The organism is Treponema zioleckii (genome assembly GCF_014737315.1).
Lineage (GTDB): Bacteria > Spirochaetota > Spirochaetia > Treponematales > Treponemataceae > Treponema_D > Treponema_D zioleckii.
The window spans coordinates 1-25,333 of the sequence record NZ_JPUF01000046.1; the positions used below are offsets into that span (position 1 = coordinate 1).

At 45.3% G+C, this 25,333-nt stretch carries 15 protein-coding genes; 7 read left to right on the plus strand and 8 right to left on the minus strand.

All coding sequences use genetic code 11. The features are described from left to right. Positions 1–1,199: 1,199 nt before the first annotated feature. The 7 genes from hemL to cysK all read right to left on the minus strand — a co-directional run bounded on the left by hemL (position 1,200) and on the right by cysK (position 9,811). The gene (hemL, locus tag JI65_RS11785) at positions 1,200–2,474 is read right to left on the minus strand and encodes a glutamate-1-semialdehyde 2,1-aminomutase (RefSeq protein ID WP_191016834.1); all 1,275 of its coding nucleotides are present in this window, start codon (positions 2,472–2,474) and stop codon (positions 1,200–1,202) included. Position 2,475: 1 nt separating this feature from the next. After that, positions 2,476–3,462, minus strand: coding sequence for a porphobilinogen synthase (hemB, locus tag JI65_RS11790; RefSeq protein ID WP_191016837.1), 987 nt, complete (start codon positions 3,460–3,462; stop codon positions 2,476–2,478). Continuing rightward, a complete protein-coding gene (cobA, locus tag JI65_RS11795; protein WP_191016839.1) occupies positions 3,459–5,021 on the minus strand; it encodes a uroporphyrinogen-III C-methyltransferase in 1,563 nt (520 codons plus the stop codon). Before cobA ends, hemB begins: the two co-directional genes overlap by 4 nt. Continuing rightward, positions 5,014–6,000: a hydroxymethylbilane synthase gene (gene hemC / locus JI65_RS11800; RefSeq protein ID WP_191016841.1), complete on the minus strand. Its 987-nt coding sequence runs from the start codon at positions 5,998–6,000 to the stop codon at positions 5,014–5,016. Before hemC ends, cobA begins: the two co-directional genes overlap by 8 nt. Continuing rightward, a complete protein-coding gene (locus JI65_RS11805; RefSeq protein ID WP_191016843.1) occupies positions 5,997–6,566 on the minus strand; it encodes a precorrin-2 dehydrogenase/sirohydrochlorin ferrochelatase family protein in 570 nt (189 codons plus the stop codon). Before JI65_RS11805 ends, hemC begins: the two co-directional genes overlap by 4 nt. A 1-nt stretch (position 6,567) precedes the next feature. After that, positions 6,568–7,755: a glutamyl-tRNA reductase gene (gene hemA / locus JI65_RS11810; RefSeq protein ID WP_191016846.1), complete on the minus strand. Its 1,188-nt coding sequence runs from the start codon at positions 7,753–7,755 to the stop codon at positions 6,568–6,570. A 1,117-nt stretch (positions 7,756–8,872) separates the two neighbouring features. Beyond that, on the minus strand, positions 8,873–9,811 hold the full coding sequence (gene cysK, locus JI65_RS11815; protein WP_191016848.1) for a cysteine synthase A: 939 nt from the start codon (positions 9,809–9,811) through the stop codon (positions 8,873–8,875). A 245-nt stretch (positions 9,812–10,056) separates the two neighbouring features. On the opposite strand from cysK, the gene JI65_RS11820 reads away from it, so the two are divergent. The 4 genes from JI65_RS11820 (at position 10,057) to feoB (ending at position 21,130) form a co-directional block, all read left to right on the plus strand. Continuing rightward, positions 10,057–12,207: an HD-GYP domain-containing protein gene (locus JI65_RS11820; protein WP_191016850.1), complete on the plus strand. Its 2,151-nt coding sequence runs from the start codon at positions 10,057–10,059 to the stop codon at positions 12,205–12,207. A gap of 8 nt (positions 12,208–12,215) precedes the next feature. Continuing rightward, on the plus strand, positions 12,216–16,241 hold the full coding sequence (locus JI65_RS11825) for an ATP-binding protein (RefSeq protein ID WP_191016852.1): 4,026 nt from the start codon (positions 12,216–12,218) through the stop codon (positions 16,239–16,241). Further along, entirely contained in the window at positions 16,234–18,477 is a 2,244-nt protein-coding gene (locus JI65_RS11830) for an HD-GYP domain-containing protein (RefSeq protein WP_191016854.1), read from the plus strand. The genes JI65_RS11825 and JI65_RS11830 overlap by 8 nt, the downstream gene beginning before the upstream one ends. Before the next feature lie 166 nt (positions 18,478–18,643). Further along, positions 18,644–21,130 (plus strand): ferrous iron transport protein B, encoded by a 2,487-nt coding sequence (feoB, locus tag JI65_RS11835; RefSeq protein WP_242457233.1) that lies wholly within the window; start codon positions 18,644–18,646, stop codon positions 21,128–21,130. On the opposite strand, the gene JI65_RS11840 is transcribed toward feoB, so the two are convergent. Beyond that, a complete protein-coding gene (locus JI65_RS11840) occupies positions 21,108–22,463 on the minus strand; it encodes an MATE family efflux transporter (protein ID WP_191016856.1) in 1,356 nt (451 codons plus the stop codon). The genes feoB and JI65_RS11840 overlap by 23 nt on opposite strands. A gap of 271 nt (positions 22,464–22,734) precedes the next feature. On the opposite strand from JI65_RS11840, the gene JI65_RS11845 reads away from it, so the two are divergent. The 3 genes from JI65_RS11845 (at position 22,735) to JI65_RS11855 (ending at position 25,316) form a co-directional block, all read left to right on the plus strand. Beyond that, on the plus strand, positions 22,735–23,370 hold the full coding sequence (locus JI65_RS11845; RefSeq protein ID WP_191016881.1) for a hypothetical protein: 636 nt from the start codon (positions 22,735–22,737) through the stop codon (positions 23,368–23,370). A 48-nt stretch (positions 23,371–23,418) separates the two neighbouring features. Next, a complete protein-coding gene (locus JI65_RS11850) occupies positions 23,419–23,826 on the plus strand; it encodes a hypothetical protein (protein ID WP_191016858.1) in 408 nt (135 codons plus the stop codon). A gap of 1,058 nt (positions 23,827–24,884) precedes the next feature. Continuing rightward, positions 24,885–25,316 carry a hypothetical protein gene (locus JI65_RS11855; RefSeq protein ID WP_191016861.1) on the plus strand — a complete coding sequence of 144 codons (432 nt, stop codon included), beginning with the start codon at positions 24,885–24,887 and terminating at the stop codon, positions 25,314–25,316. The last annotated feature ends 17 nt before the right edge of the window (positions 25,317–25,333 follow it).

Consider the following 25,333-nt stretch of genomic DNA (forward strand, 5'->3'; position numbering starts at 1 on the left):
CGTAGTCGAGAGGTCTACAAGCGATAGATTTCTTCACTCCGCGATTGACCGGGAGCAGTAGATGTCTCGACTTCGCTCGACATGACAGTGCGGGACACTTTGCATGATAGAGTGAGACGCTCGACATGACAGAGTGGAATGCTCGACATGACAGAGAGAGACACTTCAGCAGGTTTAATGACCGTTTTTGTCACATCGAGCGAAGTTGAAACCACTTCATATAGTGTGAGTGTCACCTCGAGCGTAGTCGAGAGGTCTATACGCGATAGATTTCTTCACTACGCGATTGACCGGGAAGAGTAGATGTCTCGACTTCGCTCGACATGACAAAGTGAGACACTCGACATGACGGCTAGCAGTTTTTCGACGCGGATAAACACAGATAGCGCAGATTAGTCACAGATACTGAAAAATCGGAATAACTCTACAATGCCTGCCAGAACATAGTCGGAATGACCGTTTTTGTCACATCGACCAGAGTCGAAACCACTTTAAAGAGTGAGTGTCACCTCGAGCGCAGTCGAGAGGTCTATACGCGATAGATTTCTCGACTACGCTTAGGAACAGTAGATGTCTCGACTTCGCTCGACATGACAGAATGAGACGCTCGACATGACAGAGCGGAATGCTCGACATGACAGAATGAGACACTTGCATGACAGAATGGGACACTTCGACAGGTTTAATGAGCGTTTTTATCACCTCGACCGAAGTCGAAACCACTTCATATAGTGTAAGTGTCACCTCGAGCGCAGTCGAGAGGTCTACAAGCGATAGATTTCTCCAGTTCGCTATTGACCGGGAAGAGTAGATGTCTCGACTTCGCTCGACATGACAGAGCGGGACACTCGACATGACAGAATGAGACACTTCGACAGGTTTCATGACCGTTTTTGTCACCTCGACCGAAGTTGAAACCACTTCATATAGTGTGAGTGTCACCTCGAGCGCAGTCGAGAGGTCTACAAGCGATAGATTTCTCTAGTCCGCGATTGACTGGGAAGAGTAGATGTCTCGACTTCGCTCGACATGACAGTGCGGGACGCTTGGCATGACAGAGCGGGACACTCGACATGACAGAATGAGACACTTGCATGACAGAGTGGGACACTTGGCATGACAGAGCGGGACACTTGGCATGACAGAGCGGGATGCTTGGAATGACAGAGAGAGACGCTCAGTATGACGGCTAGCAGTTTTTAAACCTGCGTGAATTTTTGTAACGTGCTTATTGTTTTTTCAATGTCTTCGTCGGAATGAGCTGCGCTTATGAACATTGCCTCGAATTGGCTTGGCGCAAGATAAATGCCGTTGTCCAGCATAAAGTTAAAATATTCCGCATAACGTTCCGTGTCGGAAGAGCTTGCCGTTTCGTAATTTGTTACAGGCTTTGCCGTAAAAAATACACTCATAAGCGAGGCGATGTTGTTCACGCAGACCTGCTTTCCGAATGCATTTCTGTATGCGGTTGCAAGGCGGTTTGTTTTATCTTCGAGCGCGCTGTAAATTTCCTTGTGGCTTGCAAGATACTCAAGCGTAGCCAGTCCTGCCGCTACAGAAACCGGGTTTCCGCTCAGCGTGCCCGCCTGATAAACAGAGCCCAAAGGCGAAACCTGCTGCATTATCTCGCGGCGACCGCCATACGCTCCGACTGGCATTCCGCCGCCAATGATTTTTCCGAGGGTAACGAGATCTGGAGTGATTCCGAAACGCTCAGAGGCACCGCCTGGTGCGAGTCTGAATCCTGTAATCACTTCATCAAAAATAAGGAGTGAGCCTTCGCGTTTTGTTATGTCTCGTAAAAATTCAAGAAAGCCATTTTGGGGCAGAACAACGCCCATGTTTGCGGCTACAGGCTCCACAATAATGGCCGCCACTTCGCCTTTGTTCGCTTCAAAAAGGCGTTTTACGCTTTCTTGGTCGTTGTAAAGGGCTACGAGTGTGTCTTGCGTGCAGCCTTTTGGAACTCCCGCACTGTCTGGTGAAGCACATGTAAGGGCTGCGCTCCCGGCTTTTACGAGCAGGCTGTCCGAGTGTCCGTGGTAGCATCCCTTGAACTTTATGATTTTGTTCCGACCAGTGTACCCGCGTGCGACTCTTATTGCACTCATCACGGCTTCGGTTCCGCTGCTTACGAGTCTGAGCATTTGAATTGGCGGCATAAGAGACGAAACGAGATGTGCAAGCTTAACTTCGCCTTCTGTTGGTGCGCCGTAGCTCAGTCCTTTTACCGCCGCTTTTTGTACGGCTTTGACCACGGCCGGAAAAGCGTGCCCCAAAAGGGCTGGTCCCCAGGTGCAAACGTAGTCAATGTACGTGTTTCCGTCAGCATCGGTAATCTTGCTGCCATTTGCACTTTTTATAAAACGCGGAGTCCTGTGAACGGCTCTGTATGCCCGAACCGGGCTGTTTACGCCACCCGGCATTAGAGTCTGTGCTTTTTCGAACAATGAAATGGATTTTGATTCTGTCATTTTATTCACTCTCCTTTAGCCAAAAAGCCACATCGAGCGCATGATACGTGATGATGATTTTTGCTCCGGCTCGCTTCATTGCAATCATGTTTTCCATTACGATTCTTTTTTCGTCTATAAAACCTGCCTGAGCTGCTGTTTTGACCATCGCATATTCACCGGAAACGTTGTAAGTTGCAATCGGAAGGTCAAATCGTTCTCTTGCCTCTTTTACAACATCAAGATAGGCAAGGGCCGGCTTTACCATTATAAAGTCCGCGCCTTCGGCAATGTCGGCTTCAATTTCGCGCATGGCTTCGCGTCCGTTCGAAATGTCCATTTGGTAAGATTTTCGGTCCCCGAATGCAGGGGCGGAGTGTGCCGCGTCCCGGAACGGCCCGTAGTAGGCAGAGGCGAATTTTGCGCTGTACGCCATAATCGCGCGGTCTTCAAAACCATTTTCGTCAAGGGAAGCCCGGATTGCCGCCACTCGTCCGTCCATCATGTCGCTTGGGGCTATAATGTCGGCTCCGGCCTTTGCAAGGCTCACGCTCATCTTTGCGAGCAGCGGAAGCGTCGGGTCGTTCAGAATGACTCCTGCTGGCGAAATTACTCCGCAGTGTCCGTGACTCGTGTATTCGCACAGGCAAACGTCCGCAATTACAAGCAGATTCGGGTAGTCTTTTTTAATCAGTCGTATTGCTTCTTGCACGGCTCCGTTATCGTCGTAGGCGGAAGATGCAATTTCGTCTTTTTTTTGAGGAATTCCAAAAAGAAGCACCGCAGGAATCCGAGCGGATTGAACGCGGTCGAGTTCTTCGGAAAGTTTATCTACCGAAAACTGAAAGATTCCTGGCATGGATTCAATCGGATTTTTGAGTCCTTTTCCTTCAATCACAAAAATCGGGTATACAAGGTCGCTTACAGAAATTGTAGTTTCACGTACAAGGCTTCGCATCGTTTCGTTCACTCTGAGTCGGCGAAGTCGGGTAAAATTCAGTTCATTCATTTTTTGTCTCCAGAAATTGATTTTATTATTCCGTCCGCATTGTAGTTGCTGGCGGTGAGTATTTTGTTTGAAAGTGAAAGTTTTGTGCACCATTTTCCGACGGTTTCGGCTGTTTTTTCGCCGATGCAGACAAATTTGCATTCTGCGTGGAGTCGGTTTTTTTCAATCTCTTTTATTTCCTTAAGTTCGTAAAATCGTTCAAAAAACGCACTGGCACCAGAGGAACTTGCAAAAGTGATGTAATCGAGCGCGTCGATTTGTTCGAGCAAGGAATCAATTTGTGCTGAATCTTTTTGAATCGAATAAATCGGAATGTCAGAGAATTGAATTCCTTCTTTTTTTAAGATTTCCGCAAGGTCTTCCGAGCCTTCTTTTGCCCTGAGCGCGCAGATTTTTCCGCGGGGAGATTTTTCGTTTTTTAGCCGGGCCGAAAATCCTTTTGCCATGTCCAAAACCGTGTAGCGTTCAGGAACGTAATCCGCCGCAAAGCCGTATTCTTTGAGCGTGTTTGCAGTTCCGCTTCCCACGACGCAGAATTTAAGGTTTGAAAGTGAGCGAAAATCCGTTCCGCGTTTTTTTAAAAGTCTAAAAAAATCGTGAACGCCGTTTGTGCTCGTAAAAATAATCCAGCTGATTTCTGAAATCGGCGGCAACAGCGGATCTGCTTGAGAGTCGCACACGACTTTTAGGAACGGTGCGCAGTAAACTCGTGCGCCAAGGTCTTTTAGCGGTTTTGAAAGTTTTTTTGTAAAAGAGCTTGTTCCGGTAATGCCGACTCGTGTGCCATTTAAGGGAAGTTTTTGGCTCGTAAAATTGAACTGTGCGACTTTGCCCACGCAAATTACCGCAGGATTTGAGACTCGTTCCCGCTCTGCAATTTTTGTAATCGTGGAAAGAGTTCCGTTCGTGCGGCGTTCATGCACCGTTGTGCCTTGTTCCACGATTGAGACTGGCGTGTTTGGATTCATTCCGCCTTTTAGTAAGCCCAAAGTGATTTCTTTTAGGTGTGAAACTCCCATCAAAAAAACGAGAGTTCCGTCAATCTTTGCGTACTGGCTGAACCTGTCTTCTGCGGATTCTGTTCCGCTTTCGCAAAGATTTTCTTGCGTGTGCCCGGTAATCACCGTAAAGCTTCGTGCCACTTTGCGCTGTGTTACGGGAATTCCTGCCGATTCGAGGGCCGCGATTGCCGAAGTGACTCCCGGCACAATCTGATACGGAATGCCGTTTTCTTCCAGAGCCTGGGCTTCTTCGCCGCCCCGCCCGAACACGAACGGATCTCCGCCTTTTAGGCGCACGACTGTTTTTCCTAAAAGTGCTTGCTGAATCAATATGTCGTTTATGTCGCTCTGGCTTGCGCTGTGCTTTCCGAGCATTTTTCCCACAAAGATTTTTTTGCAGTCAGTTTTTGTTTCGCCCAAAAATGCAGGATTTGCAAGCGCGTCGTAAACGAGCACGTCGCAGTTTTTTATAAGCTCCTGCGCGCGGATTGTGATTAGCCCAGTGTCGCCGGGGCCGGCTCCAACAAGATAGACTGTTCCTGCTGTGATTTTATTCATAAGTCTTCTCCAAAAGTTCGTCTGCAAGTGCAAAAAGTCGCTTTTCTTCGAACTGTTCCCCGATTTCGCCTGTTATGCTTTTGCGAACTGGCTTTCCGTCCCGTTCTTCTAAAAGCGTAATCGTCATTTTGCTTCCGCTGATTTTGCTGAAAACTGCCGTCGGTTCATGGCAGCCGCAACCGAGTTTAAAAATCAAATACCGTTCGGTTTTGAATTCTGCGAATGCGGTTTTGTCGTTGCAGACCGAAAGAAGTTTGTTCAACGCTTTGTCGGTGGGCTTTGCCGGGTCTGTGATTTTTCTGCATTCAACTGCGATGATTCCTTGCCCGCCTGCCGGAAGCATTTGCTCAAATTCCAACGGCTGAAAGAACGGTTTTTTTTCGGTTGAATCGGAGGAATCTTCGTTTTTGTTTTCGTCCCAGAGTCCGAGTCGTTTTAGCCCTGCCGCAGCAAGAATGATTGCGTCGTATTCTCCGTTGGAAAGTTTTAAAAGCCGTGTGGGAACGTTCCCGCGTAAAATCTTGCAGGCACAGTTCGGGAACATCGCTTTGATTTGAAGCTCGCGCCGTGGGCTGCTCGTTCCGACAACGAACGCTTCGCTTGAAGTTTCCGCCACTTTTTTTGTTTCTTCGTTCCGCCATACAAGAACGTCCCGCGGGTCTTCCCGTGGAAGCGTCATTGCGATTGTAAGTCCGTCCGGGAGCTGAGCCGGCAAGTCTTTTGCGCTGTGAACCGCAAGGTCAATTTCCCGATTTGAGAGCGCGTCTTCAAATTCCGTAACGAACGCACCTTTTCCGCCAAAGTCCGCGAGTGCCGTTTTTAGATTCTTGTCTCCGGCAGTCTGTTTTTTTACGATTTCTATTTCAGTTTCTGGAAATTTTGATTTTAGCGATTCTGATACAAGTGCCGTCTGGACTAGGGCTAGTGCGCTTTGCCGCGTGCCGATTTTTATACATTTTAATTCGTTTGTTTCTTTCATAATTTTATTGCCTCGTTGTATGCCGCATCGTTTGCGGGGCTTTTTCCTTTTGCAAGTAATTCTTCACGAATTTTTGCCGCTTTTTCAAGTTTTTCGCCGGCGTTGAGTGGTAAAAAATCTTCCACCGATTTTCGGACGTTCCGTGCGAAGGCAGGGCTTTTTCCGCCGGTTCCGATTCCTACGACAAGTTCCCCGCGCCGCACCAAAGCCGGAAAATAAAAATCGCACAATTCTGGAATATCGACCACGTTCACCGGAATGTGCATTTTTCGGCAGGCAGACGCAACTTTTTTATTGCAGTCTGAATCATTCGTGGCCGCGATGACTAGCGACATTCCTTCAACATCATTTTCTTCAAAAAATCGTTCAAAAATCTGAATCTGGCAAGTCTGTTCTGAATCGTTCTGAGAATTTTTTAGCGTTCGGATTTCCTCGCTGATTTTTGGGGAGACAACTGTTATTTTTTTTGCGTATTCTGAAAGCTGGTCGATTTTTCGGCTTGCGACTTTGCCTCCGCCCACAACGAGACAATTTTTTAATTCAACAAAAATCGGAAAAAATGCCATTTTACTCCTCTGATTCGTGCAGGTTTTCGTTCATGCGATGCCAGATTCCCATGAGAACTGCAAGTTCGTCTGCCGTAGCCATGCGGCGCATTTCGTACAAAAACTGCATTCCGTTTTTGTTTTTGATTTTAAGACCAAAATCTTTTACAAAATCAATTTTGCTGTGAAAAAACAGTTCTTTTACCGTTGAGTCCAGCTCTTCGTTCAGAATGTCAGCTGCTTTTAACGTGCCTTCTTTTTTTTGCAAGTTGTGCTCTTTTGCGATTGCGGTAAAGCAGTCGATGTTTTTGAGAGTGAAGTTTTCTTCGTTCGAGAGTGCCGGGTCAATGTCGTTGGGAACTGCAAGGTCTATAAAAAGCCGTGGCTTCTGCGATTTTATAGCCTTCATCGTGTCTTCGTAGCTTACTGTGCAGTGCGGACTTCGGGTTGCGCTCACGACTACATCGCTCTGCTCAAAAAAATCGTAGCGTTCGTCGTAGGCGATTTTTGTGACTTGATTCAGTTCCGGGAGCGGGTAGTGATGCCGAACCGTTGCCAGCACTTGGATTCCCGCCCGTTCTGCAAGGTCGCGCACCACGAGCGAGCCGGTCTGCCCGGAAGCGCCGATTACGAGCGCCGTGATTGGCTTGTTTTGCGAGAACGACAAAATCTGTTTTACGGCCAGCGTCGCGATTGATTCCGTCGTTTTGGAGAGGTTCGTTTCGGTTTTTATTCGCTTTGCCGCGGAGAGCGCGCGTTGAAAAACTGTGTTCAAGAGAAAATCCGTTTGCCCCGCGTTGAATGCCGTTTTGTAGGCTTCTCTGAGCTGACCTAAAATCTGGTTTTCGCCTAAAATCATGCTGTCGAGTCCGGCGGCTACCGAAAAAAGATGTTTTAGCGCATCTTTTCCAATAAATGAATGTGAGTATTTTCGGAGAATCCTAACGTCTTTTTCCTTTGCCTTTGCGATTCGTTCCTGCAAGTTAGGAACGGTTTTTGCGTCCGCACCGGCGTTTTTTGGGAGAGAAACGTAGAGTTCAAAGCGGTTGCAAGTTGAGACAAGCACCGCGCCGTTCACGAACGTGCCGCCCGATTTGTCGCAGAGCGAAGCACAAAAAGATTTCGCCTCAGTTTCTGAAAATGCAAATTGCTTTCGGATATCAATTGAGGCATTTTTATGATTAAGACTTATGCACAGTAATGAAATCATGTTTTAATTCTGGGAGTTAAAAAAGATGTATCTGACTTCCTCTCTTTTTATAGGAATTCCGAGTTATGTACAAGGTAAATTCATAATGCTGAAATTCCTTGTAAAACGAATCTTAAATAACAGGTCATTCTGAGCGTCTCACTCTGTCATGTCGAGCATCCCGCTATGTCATGTCGAGCATCCCGCTATGTCATGTCGAGCATCCCGCTCTGTCATTCTGAGCGTCTCACTCTGTCATGTCTGAGCGTTCCACTCTGTCATGTCGAAGTGTCTCACTCTGTCATGTCGAGCGAAGTCGAGACATCTACTGTTCCTAAGCGGAGTGAAAAATCTATCGCTTGTAGACCTCTCGACTGCGCTCGAGGTGACAAAAACGGTCATAAAACCTGTCAAGCATCCCGCTCTGTCATTCTGAGCGTTCCACTCTGTCATGTCGAGCGAAGTCGAGACATCTACTGTTCCTAAGCGGAGTGGAGAAATCTATCGCTTGTAGACCTCTCGACTACGCTCGAGGTGACAAAAATGGTCATTAAACCTGTTGAGGTGACAAAAACGGTCATTAAACCTGTCGAGGTGACAAAAACGGTCATTAAACCTGTCGAAGTATTCCACTCTGTCATGTCGAAGTGTCTCACTCCGTCATGTCGAGCGAAGTCGAGACATCTACTGTTCCTAAGCGGAGTGAAGAAATCTATCGCTTGTAGACCTCTCGACTACGCTCGAGGTGACAAAAACGGTCATCGAGGTGACAAAAACGGTCATTAAACCTGTCGAAGTGTTCCGCTATGTCATGTCGAATGTCCCACTCTGTCATGTCGAGCGAAGTCGAGACATCTACAGTTCCTAAGCGGACTGGAGAAATCTATTGCTTGCAGACCTCTCGACTGCGCTCGAGGTGACAAAAATGGTCATCGAGGTGACAAAAACTGTCATTAAACCTGTCGAGGTGACAAAAATGGTCATTAAACCTGCCGAAGTGTCGAAATGGCAGTTAGCTTTTTTTTGCAATCAAGATTTTTAATCACGAGTGTTTTTGATTGCGCTCAACTACCAAATTTCGGCACTAAATCACCAAATTGGTGAAACTTGGCATTCAGGCTAATTAGCATTCCTTTTGTTAGTTTGTGTTGAACAATGCTGTAGAAAGGTATCTGTCTCCAGAATCCGGTAAAAGGACTACGATTGTTTTTCCTGCGTTTTCTGGTCTCTGCGCAAGAATTTTTGCGGCTTTTAAGGCGGCTCCAGAAGAAATTCCCACAAGAATTCCCTCGCTTACAGCAAATGCTCGTCCTTCTTCAAAAGCGTCTTCGTTTTCGATTGGGAGAATTTCGTCGTAGATTTTTGTGTTCAAAACATCTGGAACGAATCCCGCACCGATTCCCTGAATTTTGTGCGCTCCCGCTGTTCCTTTAGAAAGAACTGGGCTGGTTGCTGGCTCTACGGCAACTACTTTAATAGAAGGATTTTGTGATTTTAAGTATTCTCCAACACCCGTAATCGTTCCGCCGGTGCCAACGCCCGCAACAAAAATATCAACTTTGCCGTCTGTCTGCTTCCAGATTTCAGGGCCGGTTGTTCTTTTGTGAGCGGCTGGATTTTCTGGGTTTACGAACTGACCCAAAATGACTGCGCCAGGAATTGAATTTTTGAGTTCCTCGGCTTTTTCGATTGCGCCTTTCATGCCTTTTGAGCCGTCTGTAAGAACAAGTTCTGCTCCGTATGCTTTAAGAAGATTTCTTCGTTCAACGCTCATGGTTTCTGGCAACGTAAGAATCGTTCTGTATCCTTTTGCCGCTCCGACCGCTGCAAGTCCAATGCCAGTGTTTCCGCTTGTTGGCTCAATGATTGTTGAACCGTGTTTTAAAGTTCCGTCTTTTTCTGCTTTTTCTATCATTGCAAGTGCAACTCTGTCTTTTACGCTTCCTGCAGGATTCAAATATTCCAATTTTGCGAGGATTGTTGTGTCTGTAATACCAGCACTTTTTGTGTAGCCGTTAAGCTTTAAAAGTGGTGTGTTTCCGATTAATTCTACTGCGCTTTGTTTAATGTCTGCCATAATAAACTCCTGTAAAACCTACTGAAATAATAGGTTTATAATATTTATATATTCCTACTCTGTCAATAGGATTTGTAGAAAATATTAGACTCAAGTTCGAGTTGCAAAGCTAGACCAAAAATCTGCTTTGGCGGTAGCGAAAACTGAGTACTGGCTTTTTTTAATCTTTTATTAATCTTAATTTTATCTGTTCATGGGCGGTTTATCGTGTTACAATGGTTACGTTCACGTTTACGAGGCAACTTTTGAAAACGCAGTCAAGCTCAACATCAAAAAAACTCAGCATTCGCGCTCGCCGTATCATTCTTTCGATTTGCGGCATTTCTATAAATGTGCTTTTGTCGTTTTGTATGTGCAGGCTGGGTTTTCCGCTTTTTTTGGATACGCTCGGAACGATTGCTGTGGCCGCCATTAATGGCTTTCTTTTTCCCGGAATTGTGACTGCGGTGGCGACAAATGTTATCTGTGCCTTATTTTATGCGCCTTCAATCTATCTTTCTTTTTTTAATGCCGTAATTGCAATTTGTACGGTGATTTTTCTGCGTTTCGGGTGCTTCAAGAGTTTTGTGCGGACTTTTTTGTTTGTCGTAATCACGGCTCTCATTTCCGCACTTTCGGTCACGTTTGTTCAGTATAGATTTTCGGAGGAGGCCGGTCTTATTGCGGAGAGCGCTCACACGTTTGCCACTGCGGCTTCGATTCCATATCTTCTTTCGTTGGCTCTTGCTAATTTTCTTTTGTATCTTCTTGAAAAAGGGTTTATCAGCGTTTTTATTATTGTTCTGCTCACGGTTGCTCCCAAAAATTTTCTTGATTTGTTTGAAGAGGAATGCTGGCGGCGGTATATTTATTCTAGCACGGCAGCCGACGGCATTAATTCGGCGCGTAGCGATATAAAAAAGCCCCTTCATACTCGGATTGCCGCTAATTTTGTGGTTACATCCCTGGTTTTTATCGTTCTTACGAGCGTTATTGCGTTTCGCCTGTATTTTAACAATGCAAAAAAAGAAAAGACTGAGAATGCGCTGACTTGCGTAAAAATCGCCTCAAGTTTTATTAACCCCGATAAAGTTGATGATTTCATTCGGCGTGGAAGAAATGCTCCTGGCTACAAGGATGCGGAAAATCTTCTGTACGATGCATGGCTTGCTTCGTCGGTGACTTATCTGTACGTGATTCAAAATGAGAGCGACGGGGCGAGATTCGTTTTTGACATTGTGGGCGAAGGTTCTTCCAAAAAGTGGGTTCAGCCTGGAACTCTCGTTCCGTATGGCAAGGAAATTGAACCTTTTGTTAGTGACCTTTTGCAAGGAAAAGAGTTTTCGCCGGTTGAAACGAAGTCCGATTTTGGCTGGCTCTTGTCGGTTTGCAAGCCAATTTTTGACAATTCCGGAAAATGTGTCTGCTACGTGGTGGCGGATGTTTCGCTGGATTATATTTCTAGCCACATGGGGAGTTTTGTTATAAAAATCCTGTTGATTATGGCAGGATTTTTTATAGTCATTATATCCTATGAAATTTGGACTACAGGGCTTACGACTTCGTATCCGATAAGTGCCCTTGCAGCCTGCCTTGACCGCTTTGCGGATTCAGATGAAGACTTGGAGACTCTTGAAGCGAATGTGCGTTTTATCCGTTCGCTCAATATTCAGAGCGGGGACGAAATTCAAAAATTGTACGACGCGCTTTGCCGTATGACTCTGAGCCAGTCCGAGCAGATTCGGGATATTCGCCGTCTTTCGGAGTCCACTCTAAAAATGCAGGACGGACTTATCGTTACGATGGCCGATATGGTTGAAAACCGCGACTCTGATACCGGCGCGCATATTCAAAAGACCGCGGCCTACGTAAAAATCATTGTTGAGGGGCTAAAGGCAAAGGGCTATTACGCGCAGAAAATCACTCCAAAATTCATTTCGGATATTGTTCGCTCGGCTCCGCTTCATGATGTGGGAAAAATCAACATTCCGGACAATGTTCTTAACAAGCCCGGAAAACTTACGGACGAAGAATTCGCGGTTATGAAAACTCACACCACCGCAGGAAAAATTATCCTCGAAAAAGCAATCAGCACTGTGCAGGGCGAAAACTACTTAAAGGAAGCCCGGAATATGGCGGCTTACCATCACGAACGCTGGGACGGGAAGGGCTATCCCGAAGGTCGGCACGGCGAGGTGATTCCTCTTTCTGCCAGAATTATGGCGGTTGCCGATGTTTTTGACGCGCTCACTTCTCCTCGCGTGTACAAGCCGGCCTTTCCGATAGAAAAGGCTCTCGCAATTTTGCAAGAGGGCAATGGTACTCAGTTTGACCCAAAATGCGTGGAAGTGTTCATGGATGCGCTGCCTGAAGTTCAGAGAATCTTAAAAAAATATAATCAGCCTCGTGGCTTATAGGAGGGAACGTGCTTTTACAGAAAATTCTTGCAACGTTATGTTTGCTGGCTTCTGGATGTGCTTTTGCGGAACCGTTGGGCGTTTCTTCTTTTCTTTCTGAGGAATCCGCAAAAATCGGCGGTGGCTATGCCGTTACAAAGCAGATTTCTGGCGTGGGCTACACTTGCGAGCTGTACGACGCGTCCAACGGGCTTCCCACATCGGATGCAAATTACATTATGAGTGCTTCTGACGGTTCAATTTGGATTTGCGGCTACAGTGGCGTTATCCGCTACGACGGGACTGTTTTTGAGCGGCTTCCGGCCACGAACGGACTTACAAGCGGACGCGTGCTTTTTCAGGACAGCAAGAATCGTATTTGGATTGGTACTAATGACAACGGTGCAGTAATGCTTTCAGACGAAAAAATGCGTCACTTCACATACAAGGACGGTCTTACGTCTTCTTCCGTGCGAGGATTTGCCGAAGACTGGCAGGGGAATATTTTTATTGCGACCACGGCCGGGCTTGCCTATGTAAATCCGAACGCGCTTTTGTACAGGCTTCCAGACAAAAGGCTCAACGAGGAGACTATTTTAAAACTTGATTCCGATTCAAAAGGCACTGTCTACGGAATCACAAAAAAAGGCGTTGTGTTCGCAATTGAAAACATGCGGACAAAGGCGGTCTATAAAAGTTCCGACATTTCTTCAGAACTTATTACGACGCTAATGGCAGATCCAAAAGAAGCAGGAAAGGTTTATCTTTGCACTTCTCTTGGTTCTGTGTACCACGGAAAATTCGGGCAACGCACATCGGAAATGGAAAGAATCGACGTGACGGCTCTTGGGCACATAAATTCAATAAGCTATAACTGCGACCGAATCTGGATTTCTTCGGCAAGCAGCATAGGCTACCTTGACGAGTCAAATGTGTTCGTGCCAGTGCCGGATATTCTGCTTCACAGCTCAATCGAAATGATAACGGCGGACTATCAGGGAAACATCTGGATGTGCTCGTCCCGGCAAGGCGTTATGAAAATCGTTGCGGACAATTTTTTGAATCTGACAAAAGCTGCAGGTCTTCCTTCGGAAACTGTGAACGCAACTTGCCTGCACGACGGACTTTTGTATGCCGGATGTGACACAGGCCTACGAATCATCGACAAAGAAAATCATGCCGTTCAGAACGCACTTTCTGCCTACATTGGAAACAGCCGTATACGAAGCCTTCTTGAAGACCGCAAGGGAAATCTTTGGGTGGCGACTTATACGAACGCTCTCGGTCTCGTGTGTTTTTCTCGTGACGGTCAAATTTCGTCTTTTACAAAAAAAGAAGGAATGCTGAACAACGAAATCCGTTGTATTGCCGAGGCTTTTGACGGAAGCATTGTCTGCGGAACGAACGACGGACTTGCGATTATAAAAGACGGAATTGTCGTTAGGACTCTAAGCACTCAGGACGGCATAAAAAACACCGTGATTCTGACAGTTGAAGAGGACCGCGGAACCGTGTATGCAGGAAGCGACGGCGACGGAATCTATATGATAGACTTGCGTTCCTCGGAAATCCGTCGTATCGGGCGGGAAGCGGGACTTACCAGCGACGTCGTTATGCGCATAAAAAAAGACAATAAACGCGGTATTTTCTGGCTTGTTACTTCGAATTCCTTGCAATACATGAAGGACGGCGTTGTAAAAGAAATAAGCACTTTTCCTTACAACAACAACTACGACCTTTACATAAACGGGCATGATGATGTTTGGGTTCTTTCATCTTACGGAATTTATGCCGTAAGCGCGAAAGACTTGCTTTTAGACAAAGTGGAAGATTTTCAGCTTTACACCATTGCGAACGGACTTCCGAGCGCAATAACAGGAAATTCGTTCAGCGTGCTCGACGCGGACGGTGTGCTTTACATTGCCTGCCGAGAAGGCGTTACCCGCGTGAACATCAATCACTACTTTGCACAGAATGCAGAGATAAAAGCTTCTTTAAGTGCAGTGTATTGTGGCGAGCAAAAAATCAGTCCTGATGCGAACGGAACTTTTACATTGCCGTCTTCAAAAGACCGTATTCGTTTTGTGGCTTCGGTAATGGACTACACAATGGCGAATCCGCTGGTGCACTTGTTTTTGGAAGGCGCGGACGACGAAGGAATCACGGCTTCAAGAAAATCCCTTCCACCGCTTGAGTACATTGGACTTTTTTACGGAAAGTACACTTTCCACATTCAGGTTCTTGACCACAGCAAAAAGCACGTTTTGTTCGACAGAACTTTTGACATCATAAAAAAGCCTCGAATCTTTGAGATTCTTCTTGTTCGAATCATTCTGTTCTCGCTCCTCGTGGGTGGGGCGTGCGTTATCGTTTGGCGAATTATGAAGTCCACGGTAATTGCCCGGCAGTACACGCTCATCCGGACGGCAAGGGAAGATGCCGAGCAGGCGAACCGCGCAAAAGCCCGATTCCTTTCAAATATGTCTCAAGAAATCATTACGCCTATAAATACGATTATGTGCATGGACGAGATGATTCTTAGGGAAAATGCGAAAGACGTTCCGAAGCATTATTTTCTTTCAATGACGAATTACGGAATGAACATTCACCGGGCGGCAGACTCACTTTTGACTCTTGTAAACGACCTTCTTGAAATGTCAAAAATTGAATCCGGAAAATTCAGCCTTTCAGAAAGCGAATACAACGTAAAAGCTCTCTTGCGCTCTGTCGTGATTCCGATTCGCCTAAAAAGTGCCGAAAAAAAACTCGTCTTCGACGTGTCGGTTGACCCGCTGCTTCCGAGCAGGCTCTACGGCGACGTGGGAAAAATCAAGCAGATTCTTTTGAATTTGCTCACTAACGCCGTAAAATACACCGACGAAGGAAGTTTTAGCCTTACGGTCAGCATGGAAAGCCGCACGAACGACCGTTGCGATTTGTGCATTTACGTAAAAGATACCGGCAAAGGCATAAAACTTGAAGAAGTTGAAGGCTTGTTCGACGCTTACGGCTTGGTCGAAAAAAAAGTGAACGAAACTCACGCAAAAATTGGGCTTGGCCTTGACATCTCCCGAAAGTTTGCCGAACTCATGGGCGGAGTTTTGGTCTGCAAAAGCGAACTCGGAAAAGGTTCTGAGTTTATTTTTACCCTGAGCCAGAAGATTGTTGACCAAACTCCGGCAGGCATTTTTACCGAAGCTGACGAAAGGGCAGTCCGTGGCCCGTACATTCCGCAGTTCATCGCCCCTGATGCCGACGTTCTTGTGGCGAGCGAGAATCCCGTAACGCGGGCGGTAATAGAAAGTCTCTTAAAGGCAACGAAAGTTTTTGTTACCACCGCAAAAAACAGGCAGAATTTTATCGACAAAATCCGGGAGAATTCGTTCAACATTGCGTTTATCGACCAGCAGTTCTTTGAGCATGACGAAGAGAAACTGAGCGCGCTTTCCGCAAAAATAAAGCAGTTTTCTCCGTCGCTCCCGGTCTACATTTTTACGGAAGACGCAACTGAAAGCGAATCGCATTACATTGAGAATGGCTTTAAGGGAACGCTTCCGCTTCCTGTTGACAGCGGACTTTTGGAGCGGACGATTATGCGCTCCCTTCCCCGCGAGATGATGGAGATTCCAGATTTGCGTGAGCTTATCGCTGACCTTAGCGAACTCCCGGAGAATTTTAGGTGGCTCTACAAAATCAAAGATATTTCCGTGGAAGAAGGAATTAAGAATTCTGGCTCCATCGGACATTTTGTGTTCAGCGTGCAGCTTTTTTACGACACTATTGAATCGTATACAAATGATATTGAGGAAGCCTACAGGGCTGGTGATTTTGAATTATATCGTGCGAAAAACGGAATTATGCGCACCTCGGCTCATGTTGTCGGTGCAATGTCGCTGTTTGAACTTTCCTCAAAGATTGAAGAAGCGTTCGGGCAATCCGACAAGCTTTTTGTAAGCTCGCATACCGATGAACTGCTTTCTTTGTGCAGAACTATAAAAGAAGAACTTTCGCCGCTGTCGCAAGAAGGACGAAAAAACGGGGAGGAACATGTTTAATTTTATCAGACAGAATCAGCTGGACATAATGCTTTTCCTCTGTGGCATGTGCACGGCAATGGCCGCCATGCTTTTTATAACGAAGTTCCTGCCACGAAAACGCCGCTGGATTTTAATCTGCATGGAAATAGAAGCGACACTTCTCCTCTTTTTTGACAGGCTTGCCTACATTTACGCGGGAACTCCGGGGGCGGTCGGCTACATTATGGTGCGGCTCTCAAACTTTATGGTCTTTTTTATTACCGGCGGAATCGTGTTCATTTTTAATCAGTATCTGATTGACCTTTTGACGAGCGAGGCAAAACTTAAAGTCATTCCCCGTCGGCTCACCTTTGTGGGAATTGCGTCGATTATTGAAATGCTTTTGGTAATCCTGAATGTTTTTCTCGGATTTTATTATAATTTTGACACCACAAACCGCTATCACCGCGGAAGTGCTTTTCTTTTCTGTTATATTGTTCCTATTTTTTGCCCGATATTGCAGTTTTCTGCCATTCACAAATATCGCCGTTCCTTCAGTCATTTTATTTACGCTGCGATTTTTTTGTACATCTTTGCCCCGATTGTAATGGGAATCATTCAGATTTTTGCCTACGGAATCTCGATTGTTAACATGGCGATGGTTCTGGTTTCGGTTTTCCTGTACTTTTTTACTTATCTTGACATCAATGCCGAAGCCGAAAAAGCTCATTCCCTTGAAATTCAGCTTTTAAAAAGCGAGCAGCAGAGCATGGAAATGCTTTTTGGAGAGGCTGCGAGCGCTTTTGTAAATGCACTGGAAAAACAGACAAAAACTCCGCTGGGGCATTCCGAGCGCAACGCACAGATAGCCCGCCGAATTGCTCGCCTATCTGGCAAACGGGATGAAGAGTGTGACAAAATCTATTATGCGGCCCTGCTTTCGGATGCGGGGGCCGATTCACTTTCGTACATTCACGCTTATCCTTTTTTGAGCGAGACTGTCAGCCACGCAGAAGACCGCTACGACGAACACGGGGCGGGCATTCCTGAATATGCGCGGATTCTCGCGGTGGCAAAAGAATACGAGCGGATGACTTCTGACAACGCCGTTCCTCGGTTTATCGTGCGCGAAAAGTTTATTCGGGAAGCTGGCGCAAAATATGACCCTATTTTTTCTCAGATTGCAGTGCGAATGATGTATTCAGAAACAAACAGCCAGGATATAATCGAAAATGTGCGTAGAGTGGCGCCGGAACTTGTGAGCCAGGCTTATCGGGAAAGCGTTACGGTGGGAATTCCTGTTTTGCAGGCCGAAAAAGAAATTTCTTTTGAATGTGCGTCGATTGACTCCGAAAATCCATTTTCACTTCCGTCTCTCATTCTTTTTGATTCCTTTGACGGCCTGGTTCACAATGAACCCCGCACAATCGAAAGCTTTCGCTATCTTGAATACGGAGAAATCTGGTTTGATTCTCGTTTTATCTCGACGAGCGCAAAAAACATGGAAGTTCGGAATGTAAGTGAACTTGCAGAAACTGATTCAGAATCTTCGGATTCTTGCAGAGTCGTCTGCTCGCGCTTTGAAGACCATCTTCTTATAAAACTTTGCGGGGCTGGAAAAACTTTTGAAGTGATTGTCGCCTTGCCGAGTGCCTCAAAATCAGCGTACATCGCCCTTACCGGCGAAAACGTGAATCTTACGAACATCAGCGTTTTAGAGACGGGAAAGAATGCGGAATCTACCTCAATCCCTCGCATCGCAGAAAAAATTGACTACACCGACCGCATTGAGTCTGACCTTCCGAACATTCAGATTGACAGCCCGCTTGCCTCTTTTACGGGCGGCGTTGAAGTGAAGGATAAAATGGTGCTTCTTTTTCACACCAGAAGCCTTCCCGAAGCCAATCTTGTGTGGCATTGCCCGTACATAGTCTTGTATTCGTCCGACGACAAAAAAATGCACGGCAAGAACTATCACGAATATGCCATGATAAAACTTGACGGCGAGGATAACGGTTCTAATTCATTTGCAACAAACTCTTTTATGATGAAGAAAACCGAAAGTTTTAAAAGCTGGACGGACTGGGAAAATCAGAACAAAACTGGTTATGAGTGTCATGTTGAATTCTTTAAGGAAAAGAATACCGTTACGCTAAAAACTCACAACAAAGGAATATACATTCAGAACGTAACGACGGTTTTGGACGGTTCAAAAGAGATTTTTGTCTCCCTTACCGGCGACCAGTGCGCCCTCACCGACATTCGCATCCGTTAGAATTCGGTGGTGCGAAAATCATTTGATATTTTGCTCAAAATACGAAAATCTCAAAAATATATTTTTAAAGCGAATGTGGAGTTTTATGCCATAAGGTGCGTGTCATGCTGAACTTGATTCAGCATCGGCTTTTGTGTTATGAAAGAGATTCCGAAACGAGTTCGGAATGACAGCCTACGTCCATTTGCCGTGGTCGGTGAGCGAACTCGAACCGCGTGCATCTGCGTTTACTTCTATAGAATTAACCAATATACTGAACGTTATGACCTTACAGAATTTACCTTTAGGTAACGAATCGAGAATCACAAAAGTTGGCGGAAACGGTGGACTTCGCCAGCATTTTTTGGATATGGGCGTGATTCCAGGGGCAAGCGTAAAAAAAATAAAACTTGCGCCAATGGGCGACCCGATGGAAATTGAGATTCACGGATACGAGCTTACGCTCCGCCTTGAAGATGCGGCAAAAATTGAAGTTGAAGACTTAAAAAATCTTTCAGAGGGCAAAGATTCTAAAACTGCATCTTCCGTTTCTCTTGGCTCAGTTACCAATCTTTCAGACAAAACTTCTTCCTCGCACCCAGGACTTGGCGAAGAAGGCAATTTTCACGAAAAAGCGACAGAAAATCCTCTTCCGGACGGCACGATTTTGCGTTTTGCGCTTGTGGGAAACCAGAATTCCGGCAAGACCACGCTTTTTAACCAGCTCACAGGTTCAAATCAGCACGTAGGAAATTTTCCTGGCGTTACGGTTGACCGAAAGAGCGGCGAGATTCGCGGAAACAAAAACACGCTGGTAACGGATCTTCCGGGCATTTATTCAATGTCGCCGTATTCGAGCGAAGAACTTATCTCGCGGGATTTTGTTCTGAACGAAAAGCCTCACGGAATCATAAACATCGTTGACGCGACCAACATCGAGCGGAATCTGTATCTTACGATGCAGCTTCTCGAACTCAACATTCCGATGGTCATTGCGCTCAACATGATGGACGAAGTTAGCGGAAACGGTGGCTCAATCGACGTGAACAAAATGGAGAAACTTTTGGGCGTTCCTGTTGTCCCGATTTCGGCGAGCAAAAATCAGGGCGTTGACGAGCTTGTAAAACACGCGATTCACGTGGCCCATTTTCAGGAAACTCCGCTCCGTCAGGATTTTTGCGACGAGAACGAAAAAGGCGGCTCGGTTCACCGTGCACTTCACGCGGTATTCCATTTGATTCAGGACCACGCCGAGCGTTCAGGAATTCCTCTCCGTTTTGCGGCGAGCAAACTTTTGGAAGACGACAAGCGGATTCTTTACAAACTTGACCTTGACGTGAACGAAAAAGAAATCCTTGAGCACATCGCCCTCCAAATGGAAAAAGAGCGGGAGCTTGACCGAAGCGCCGCAATGGCGGACATGCGATTTTCTTTTATTCAGAAAGTCTGCGATTCCTGCGTAAAAAAGCCGCACGAATCCAAAGAGCGCCTGCGCTCTCAAAAACTCGACCGCGTTTTTACAGGAAAGTTCACCGCGATTCCTGTTTTTGTGGCAGTTATGGCGGCGGTTTTCTTTTTGACGTTCAACGTAATCGGCGCATTTTTGCAGTCACTTCTGGAACGTGGAATTGAATCTTTGACTGAACTTGCGGATTCTGGCTTGAGTTCCCTCGGCACGAACGAAGTTCTGCACGGACTTATAATCGACGGAATTTTTTCTGGAGTGGGAAGCGTGCTTTCCTTCCTTCCGATTATCGTAACGCTGTTTTTCTTTCTTTCGATTCTTGAAGATTCTGGCTACATTGCCCGCGTGGCTTTTGTAATGGACACCCTGCTCAGAAAAATCGGACTTTCGGGGCGAAGCATCGTTCCGCTTCTAATCGGATTTGGTTGCACAGTTCCCGCCGTAATGTCAACGAGAATCCTTCCGAGCGAACGCGACCGCAAGATGACGATTCTGCTCACTCCGTTTATGAGCTGCACCGCAAAACTCCCGATTTATGCTTTCTTCGTTAGCGCGTTCTTCCCGAACCACGGCGGGCTGATTATGACAGGCTTGTATCTTCTTGGAATCCTTGCGGGAATCCTTGTGGCACTTTTGTACCGAAAGACTCTTTTTAGGGGCGAGCCGGTTCCGTTCGTAATGGAACTCCCGAATTACAGACTTCCGAGCGCACGAAACGTTGCCCAGCTTCTCTGGGAAAAAGCAAAGGATTTTTTGGAACGCGCGTTCACCGTTATTTTTGTGGCAACGATTGTCGTCTGGTTCCTGCAGAGTTTTGATTTGCATCTGAACCTTGTGGAAGATTCTTCAATGAGCATCCTTGCAAAACTTGCGGGGCTTATCGAGCCGCTTTTCCGCCCGATTGGGCTTGGCGACTGGCGAATCTGCACTTCGCTCATTTCGGGCGTAATGGCAAAAGAAAGTGTTGTTTCAACGTTGGAAATCCTTTTCAGCGACGGCGTTGCGAGCGCACTTTCATCAGCTTCGGCTATGAGCCTTCTCGTTTTTAGCCTTTTGTACACTCCGTGCATTGCCGCAATTTCGTCGGTAAAACGGGAACTTGGCGCAAAGTGGGCATTGAGCCTTGTTATTTGGCAATGCGCCGTTGCGTGGATTTTTGCCTTTGCCGTAAATCTTATTTGCGCCGTTATTCTCCCAGCGTTCTTATAAGCTTTTTTCGGCAGGCAAAATACGCCGGAATCAGGAAGGCATCTGCCAGCACCCAAGCGAGCGGGCTGGCAAGAACCGCCCCCTGAAATCCGAACACAGGAACGAGGGCAATCGCAATGAAAGCCCTTCCCACAAGCTCTGCAAGACCCGCAAAAATCGCGAGCCTCGAAAATCCCATTCCCTGAATCATAAAGCGCACCACGTTCACGAGCGTCAAAAGACAGTAAGTGCAGCCGTTTGCCATGAGCGCGTAAAAAGCATTCTTTACAACTTCCGCAACAACCTCCGGCGGTTCATCCTTGCTCATAAAAAGAGCCGTAAGATTGTCCGCAAAAAAGTACAGCACAACGAGCGCGCAGAACGACCATGCAAAACCGATTGCGCATCCCCAAAAAAGCCCGGAATTCAGCCGGTTGATTTTCTTTGCGCCCACATTCTGCCCGCCGTAAGTCGCCATCGTAGTGCCCAAAGCATCAAACGGAGTCGAAAAGAAAATGCTGATTTTTTGAGCAGTGACCATAGCCGCCACGTAAACCGAGCCGAGAATATTCACCGACCACTGCAGAATAACGCTGCCAATCGCCGTAATCGAATACTGCAATCCCATCGGAACGCCAATCCCCACAAGACTTATCATTCTTTTTACCGAAACGATTTTATCTGCCTTTTCCAGACGGAGAATCTCGAATTTCTTCTTCATGTAAATAAAGCACATGATTCCGGAAACACCCTGAGCGATTACAGTCGCAAGACTCGCACCGGGAATTCCCATTTTAAAAACCGCGATGAACAGAAGGTCAAGGATTATGTTCAGCACGGCAGAAATCAAAAGAAAGTACAGCGGAGTTTTAGAGTCGCCCACCGCACGAATGATTCCTGCGAGATTGTTGTAAAAAAGAATCACGGGAATGCCCGCAAGAATCACCACAAAATAAGAATACGACATGTCGATTATATTTTGTGGAGTCGCAAGCAAATCGAGCATCTCCCGGCAAAAAAACACCGTCACCAAAGTCAGAACGACTGCAAGAATCGAAATGAGAATCCACGCGTTAAAAATGAACTGCCGCATAGGCCCGTAGTCCCCGGCCCCGAATCTTTGGGCAACCGGAATCGCGAATCCCGAACAAACTCCCATGCAAAATCCGATGATAAAAAAATTGAGACTTCCGGTCGCGCCCACCGCGGCAAGTGCGTCTACTCCCAAAAATTGCCCAACAATGATTGTGTCTACTATATTATAAACCTGCTGAAACAAATACCCAAAAAAAACCGGAAGCGCAAAGCTAAAAATGATTTTTAACGGGTGACCAGTTGTCAAATCCCTCGTCATAAAGAACTCCTCTGAATTACAAAAGAGAATTTTAGCACAGAAAATCCATTTTGTATAAAAGTCCACAGAAAAATCAGGAGCCGAATGCCCCCTGCCGACCAAGCACGTCGCTTGCAGGCGCCACTTATCCACTTGCATTCCCCGCTTTGCGGGGTTCCGCTATCGCTCCATTGCTTCGCAACGGCTCCCGCCGCCCCTCCAATCGGGGCTAAGCCTTCTTCGTGCGCAAGCCTTACCGCGAATTGCGAATTGAAAATTGCGCTCGCCGGGCATGGACGGTGGGTTTAATCACATCAATCTCAATTGTTATCACTACGCGGGGAACAATCCGGTGCGGTATACCGACCCGGATGGAAGGTATGATTCATTTATTTTGAATCAGCAACCTGAAGAGCAAAATTCTCTTAAGAATTTTGGAACGGCATTAGGATGCTATGTTCTAGGTTCGCTGATTGTTTGTGGAACACTTGTAGAAGATGCTGCAACGGGTGGTGTTGGAACAGTTGATGATGCAGCTTCGTTTGCGTTGGCAGGTTCGCTTTTTGCATACGGAAATCATTTGGCGAACGGTGGTAATCAAAATTCATCTTCACCGATGCCGGAAAATGGAGCTGTATCGGCTGCACCAAGTCCGATACCACCAAATGGTGATAAACCAAAAAAGGATAATCATAAGTTAGATGATAAAACTCGCTTAAAAGACTCTGATATTGAAAAACGTACAAAAAGTTCTGTTCATGAGGTAAAGAAGAAAATTCGAAGCCAATACGCAACAGAAATGAAAGAATCTGGGATGAGCAAAAATTTTGATTTACATGAAGTAGATAAAAAAATTATTATAAAAGCAAATAAAGGTGGCGCTCAATTAAATTTGAATCTGCCATTGGAAGCATTTGGTGTTGAATAAACTTTTTTTATAAATTTTCGCATTAATAATTATCAAATAAGGGGAATTATGAAATCTGAAATAGAATTTATGTGTATATCCGAAGATTCAAATCTACCTGAGGTCGGGGAATATTTTTTAAAGGAAATAAAGTCTTCTGTTGTTGAATACTCAAAAAAAGGAGAGTATTCGATAAATAAAAAAGGTTTGAAAAGTAAAATGAAAAACAGAAATTCAAGTCTGATTGTAACTGTTATTGATGAAGAATCAAATCGATATAATGAAATATTGGTAGAAATGCTAAGTATATACAAACATTTTCAAAATTATTTTTCAACAATCGAAAAAATTGCTGACTTTCAGGTCAATTTTTACGAGCATGATGGTTACGCTTTTTCTTTTGAATTTTCAACTGAAGTTCTGCAAAAATTAGAAGAAGCGGGTTTTTCACTTCCTGTATCTTGCTACAGATATTAGTTGGATTTTTTTACAGTACGTATTCATCTGTTTTTATGAGAACTGCCAATAGAAAACAATGGTGGAGCAGCAAAAGAAAGTTTTCATTGGCATTGGACAAGAAGTCGCAGGAAAAGTTGCAGAGTAGTTTATGAAGTCTTACTTAAAAAATATTGTAGTTCTGGTTATAAATATATTGGTATCTATAATTTATATGTCAGTGATTTTTTTATTGATAAATAAATTCTGTGGATTATCTAATATAATTAATGCTATGGTAAAACTTGTCAAAAATAAAAATTTGGCGATAGTTTTACTTACATTTTGCCTAGTATGCCCATTAGGATTTATGTTGAAGTTTATTAACAAAATACACTCTTGACAGCGGTCCGATTTCCCCTACAAATCGCGATTTGTAGGCCAACCTCAAAAATTCACTTTTCCCCGGAAAGCCCGCCACAAAAAGCGCCTTTTCCGGGGAAAATTAAGGATTACGCTACATATAGCGTAGTTTTTGCCGTTCTAAAACCGCTCCGAATCAACTGACGAGTGGGTTTAAAATTTTTCGCGGACGGAACTTTTCCGCCGATAAAATTCTTAACGGAGGATTTTAAAACCTGAGCTGAGATTTGTCTTTCTGGAGCTAAAACCGGCTTTTTAAGCCAGAAAGCGCCTGAAATCCATTGTGATTTATATAACGACGTAGCAAGTGAGGTCGATTTCGGCTCTGTTGTAAGATCTAAAGAAAATAACAAAAATGAACTTACTGTTATTTATCGAACAGGAAGTGGTAATGGAACAAATCTAACTCCTAGAACACCGTGAGATGATTCGACAGGTCTTTCTTATACTTTGACAAAGCCGGATAGAGGGCCTTATACAGTTACATCAATGGAAGCCGTAAATGCTACAGGCGTTTTAGTAGCTGTGAAAGACAGTCCCAATCATGTAGCTGTAATTCCGACTGATATGTCAAAAATGCCGGAGTTGCAGGCAACTCGTGAACATGCGAATGAAAATCCTCATGTATATACCAAGATTTTACAAAGTATATCACTAAAAGTAAGGAAGTAATAAAAATGAATAAATTGGAAGATTTAAGCTGGGATAATGAAAAAGGATTACAAGAAGAGGCCATAAAATACTTTTCCAACAATGAAAAGTTTGATTTTAATATCGTGATAAAAGATGCGCCAAAAAAAATGATGGGTAATTTGGTTGAAATAATAGCAAGAAAAAGAACTGATGAACAATACAAATCAATTGATGTTTTACTGTCTCTTTTACAGGATTTGTCATGGCCTGGTGCTGAAAAGGCAATGTCTTTACTTGAAAAAATTCCTAAAGAAATCTTGCTACCGTGTTTAGAAAAAACTTTGAAAGAAGCCGACAAGGAAAACGATGATAACTGGTTAGGTAATTTAAAAATGTTGATAAATTATCATTCTCTTACAAAAGCTGATTTTAAGAATATCGATTTGATAAAAATATTGGAGAAAGCTGCATGGTAAAAAATAAAAATCGTTAG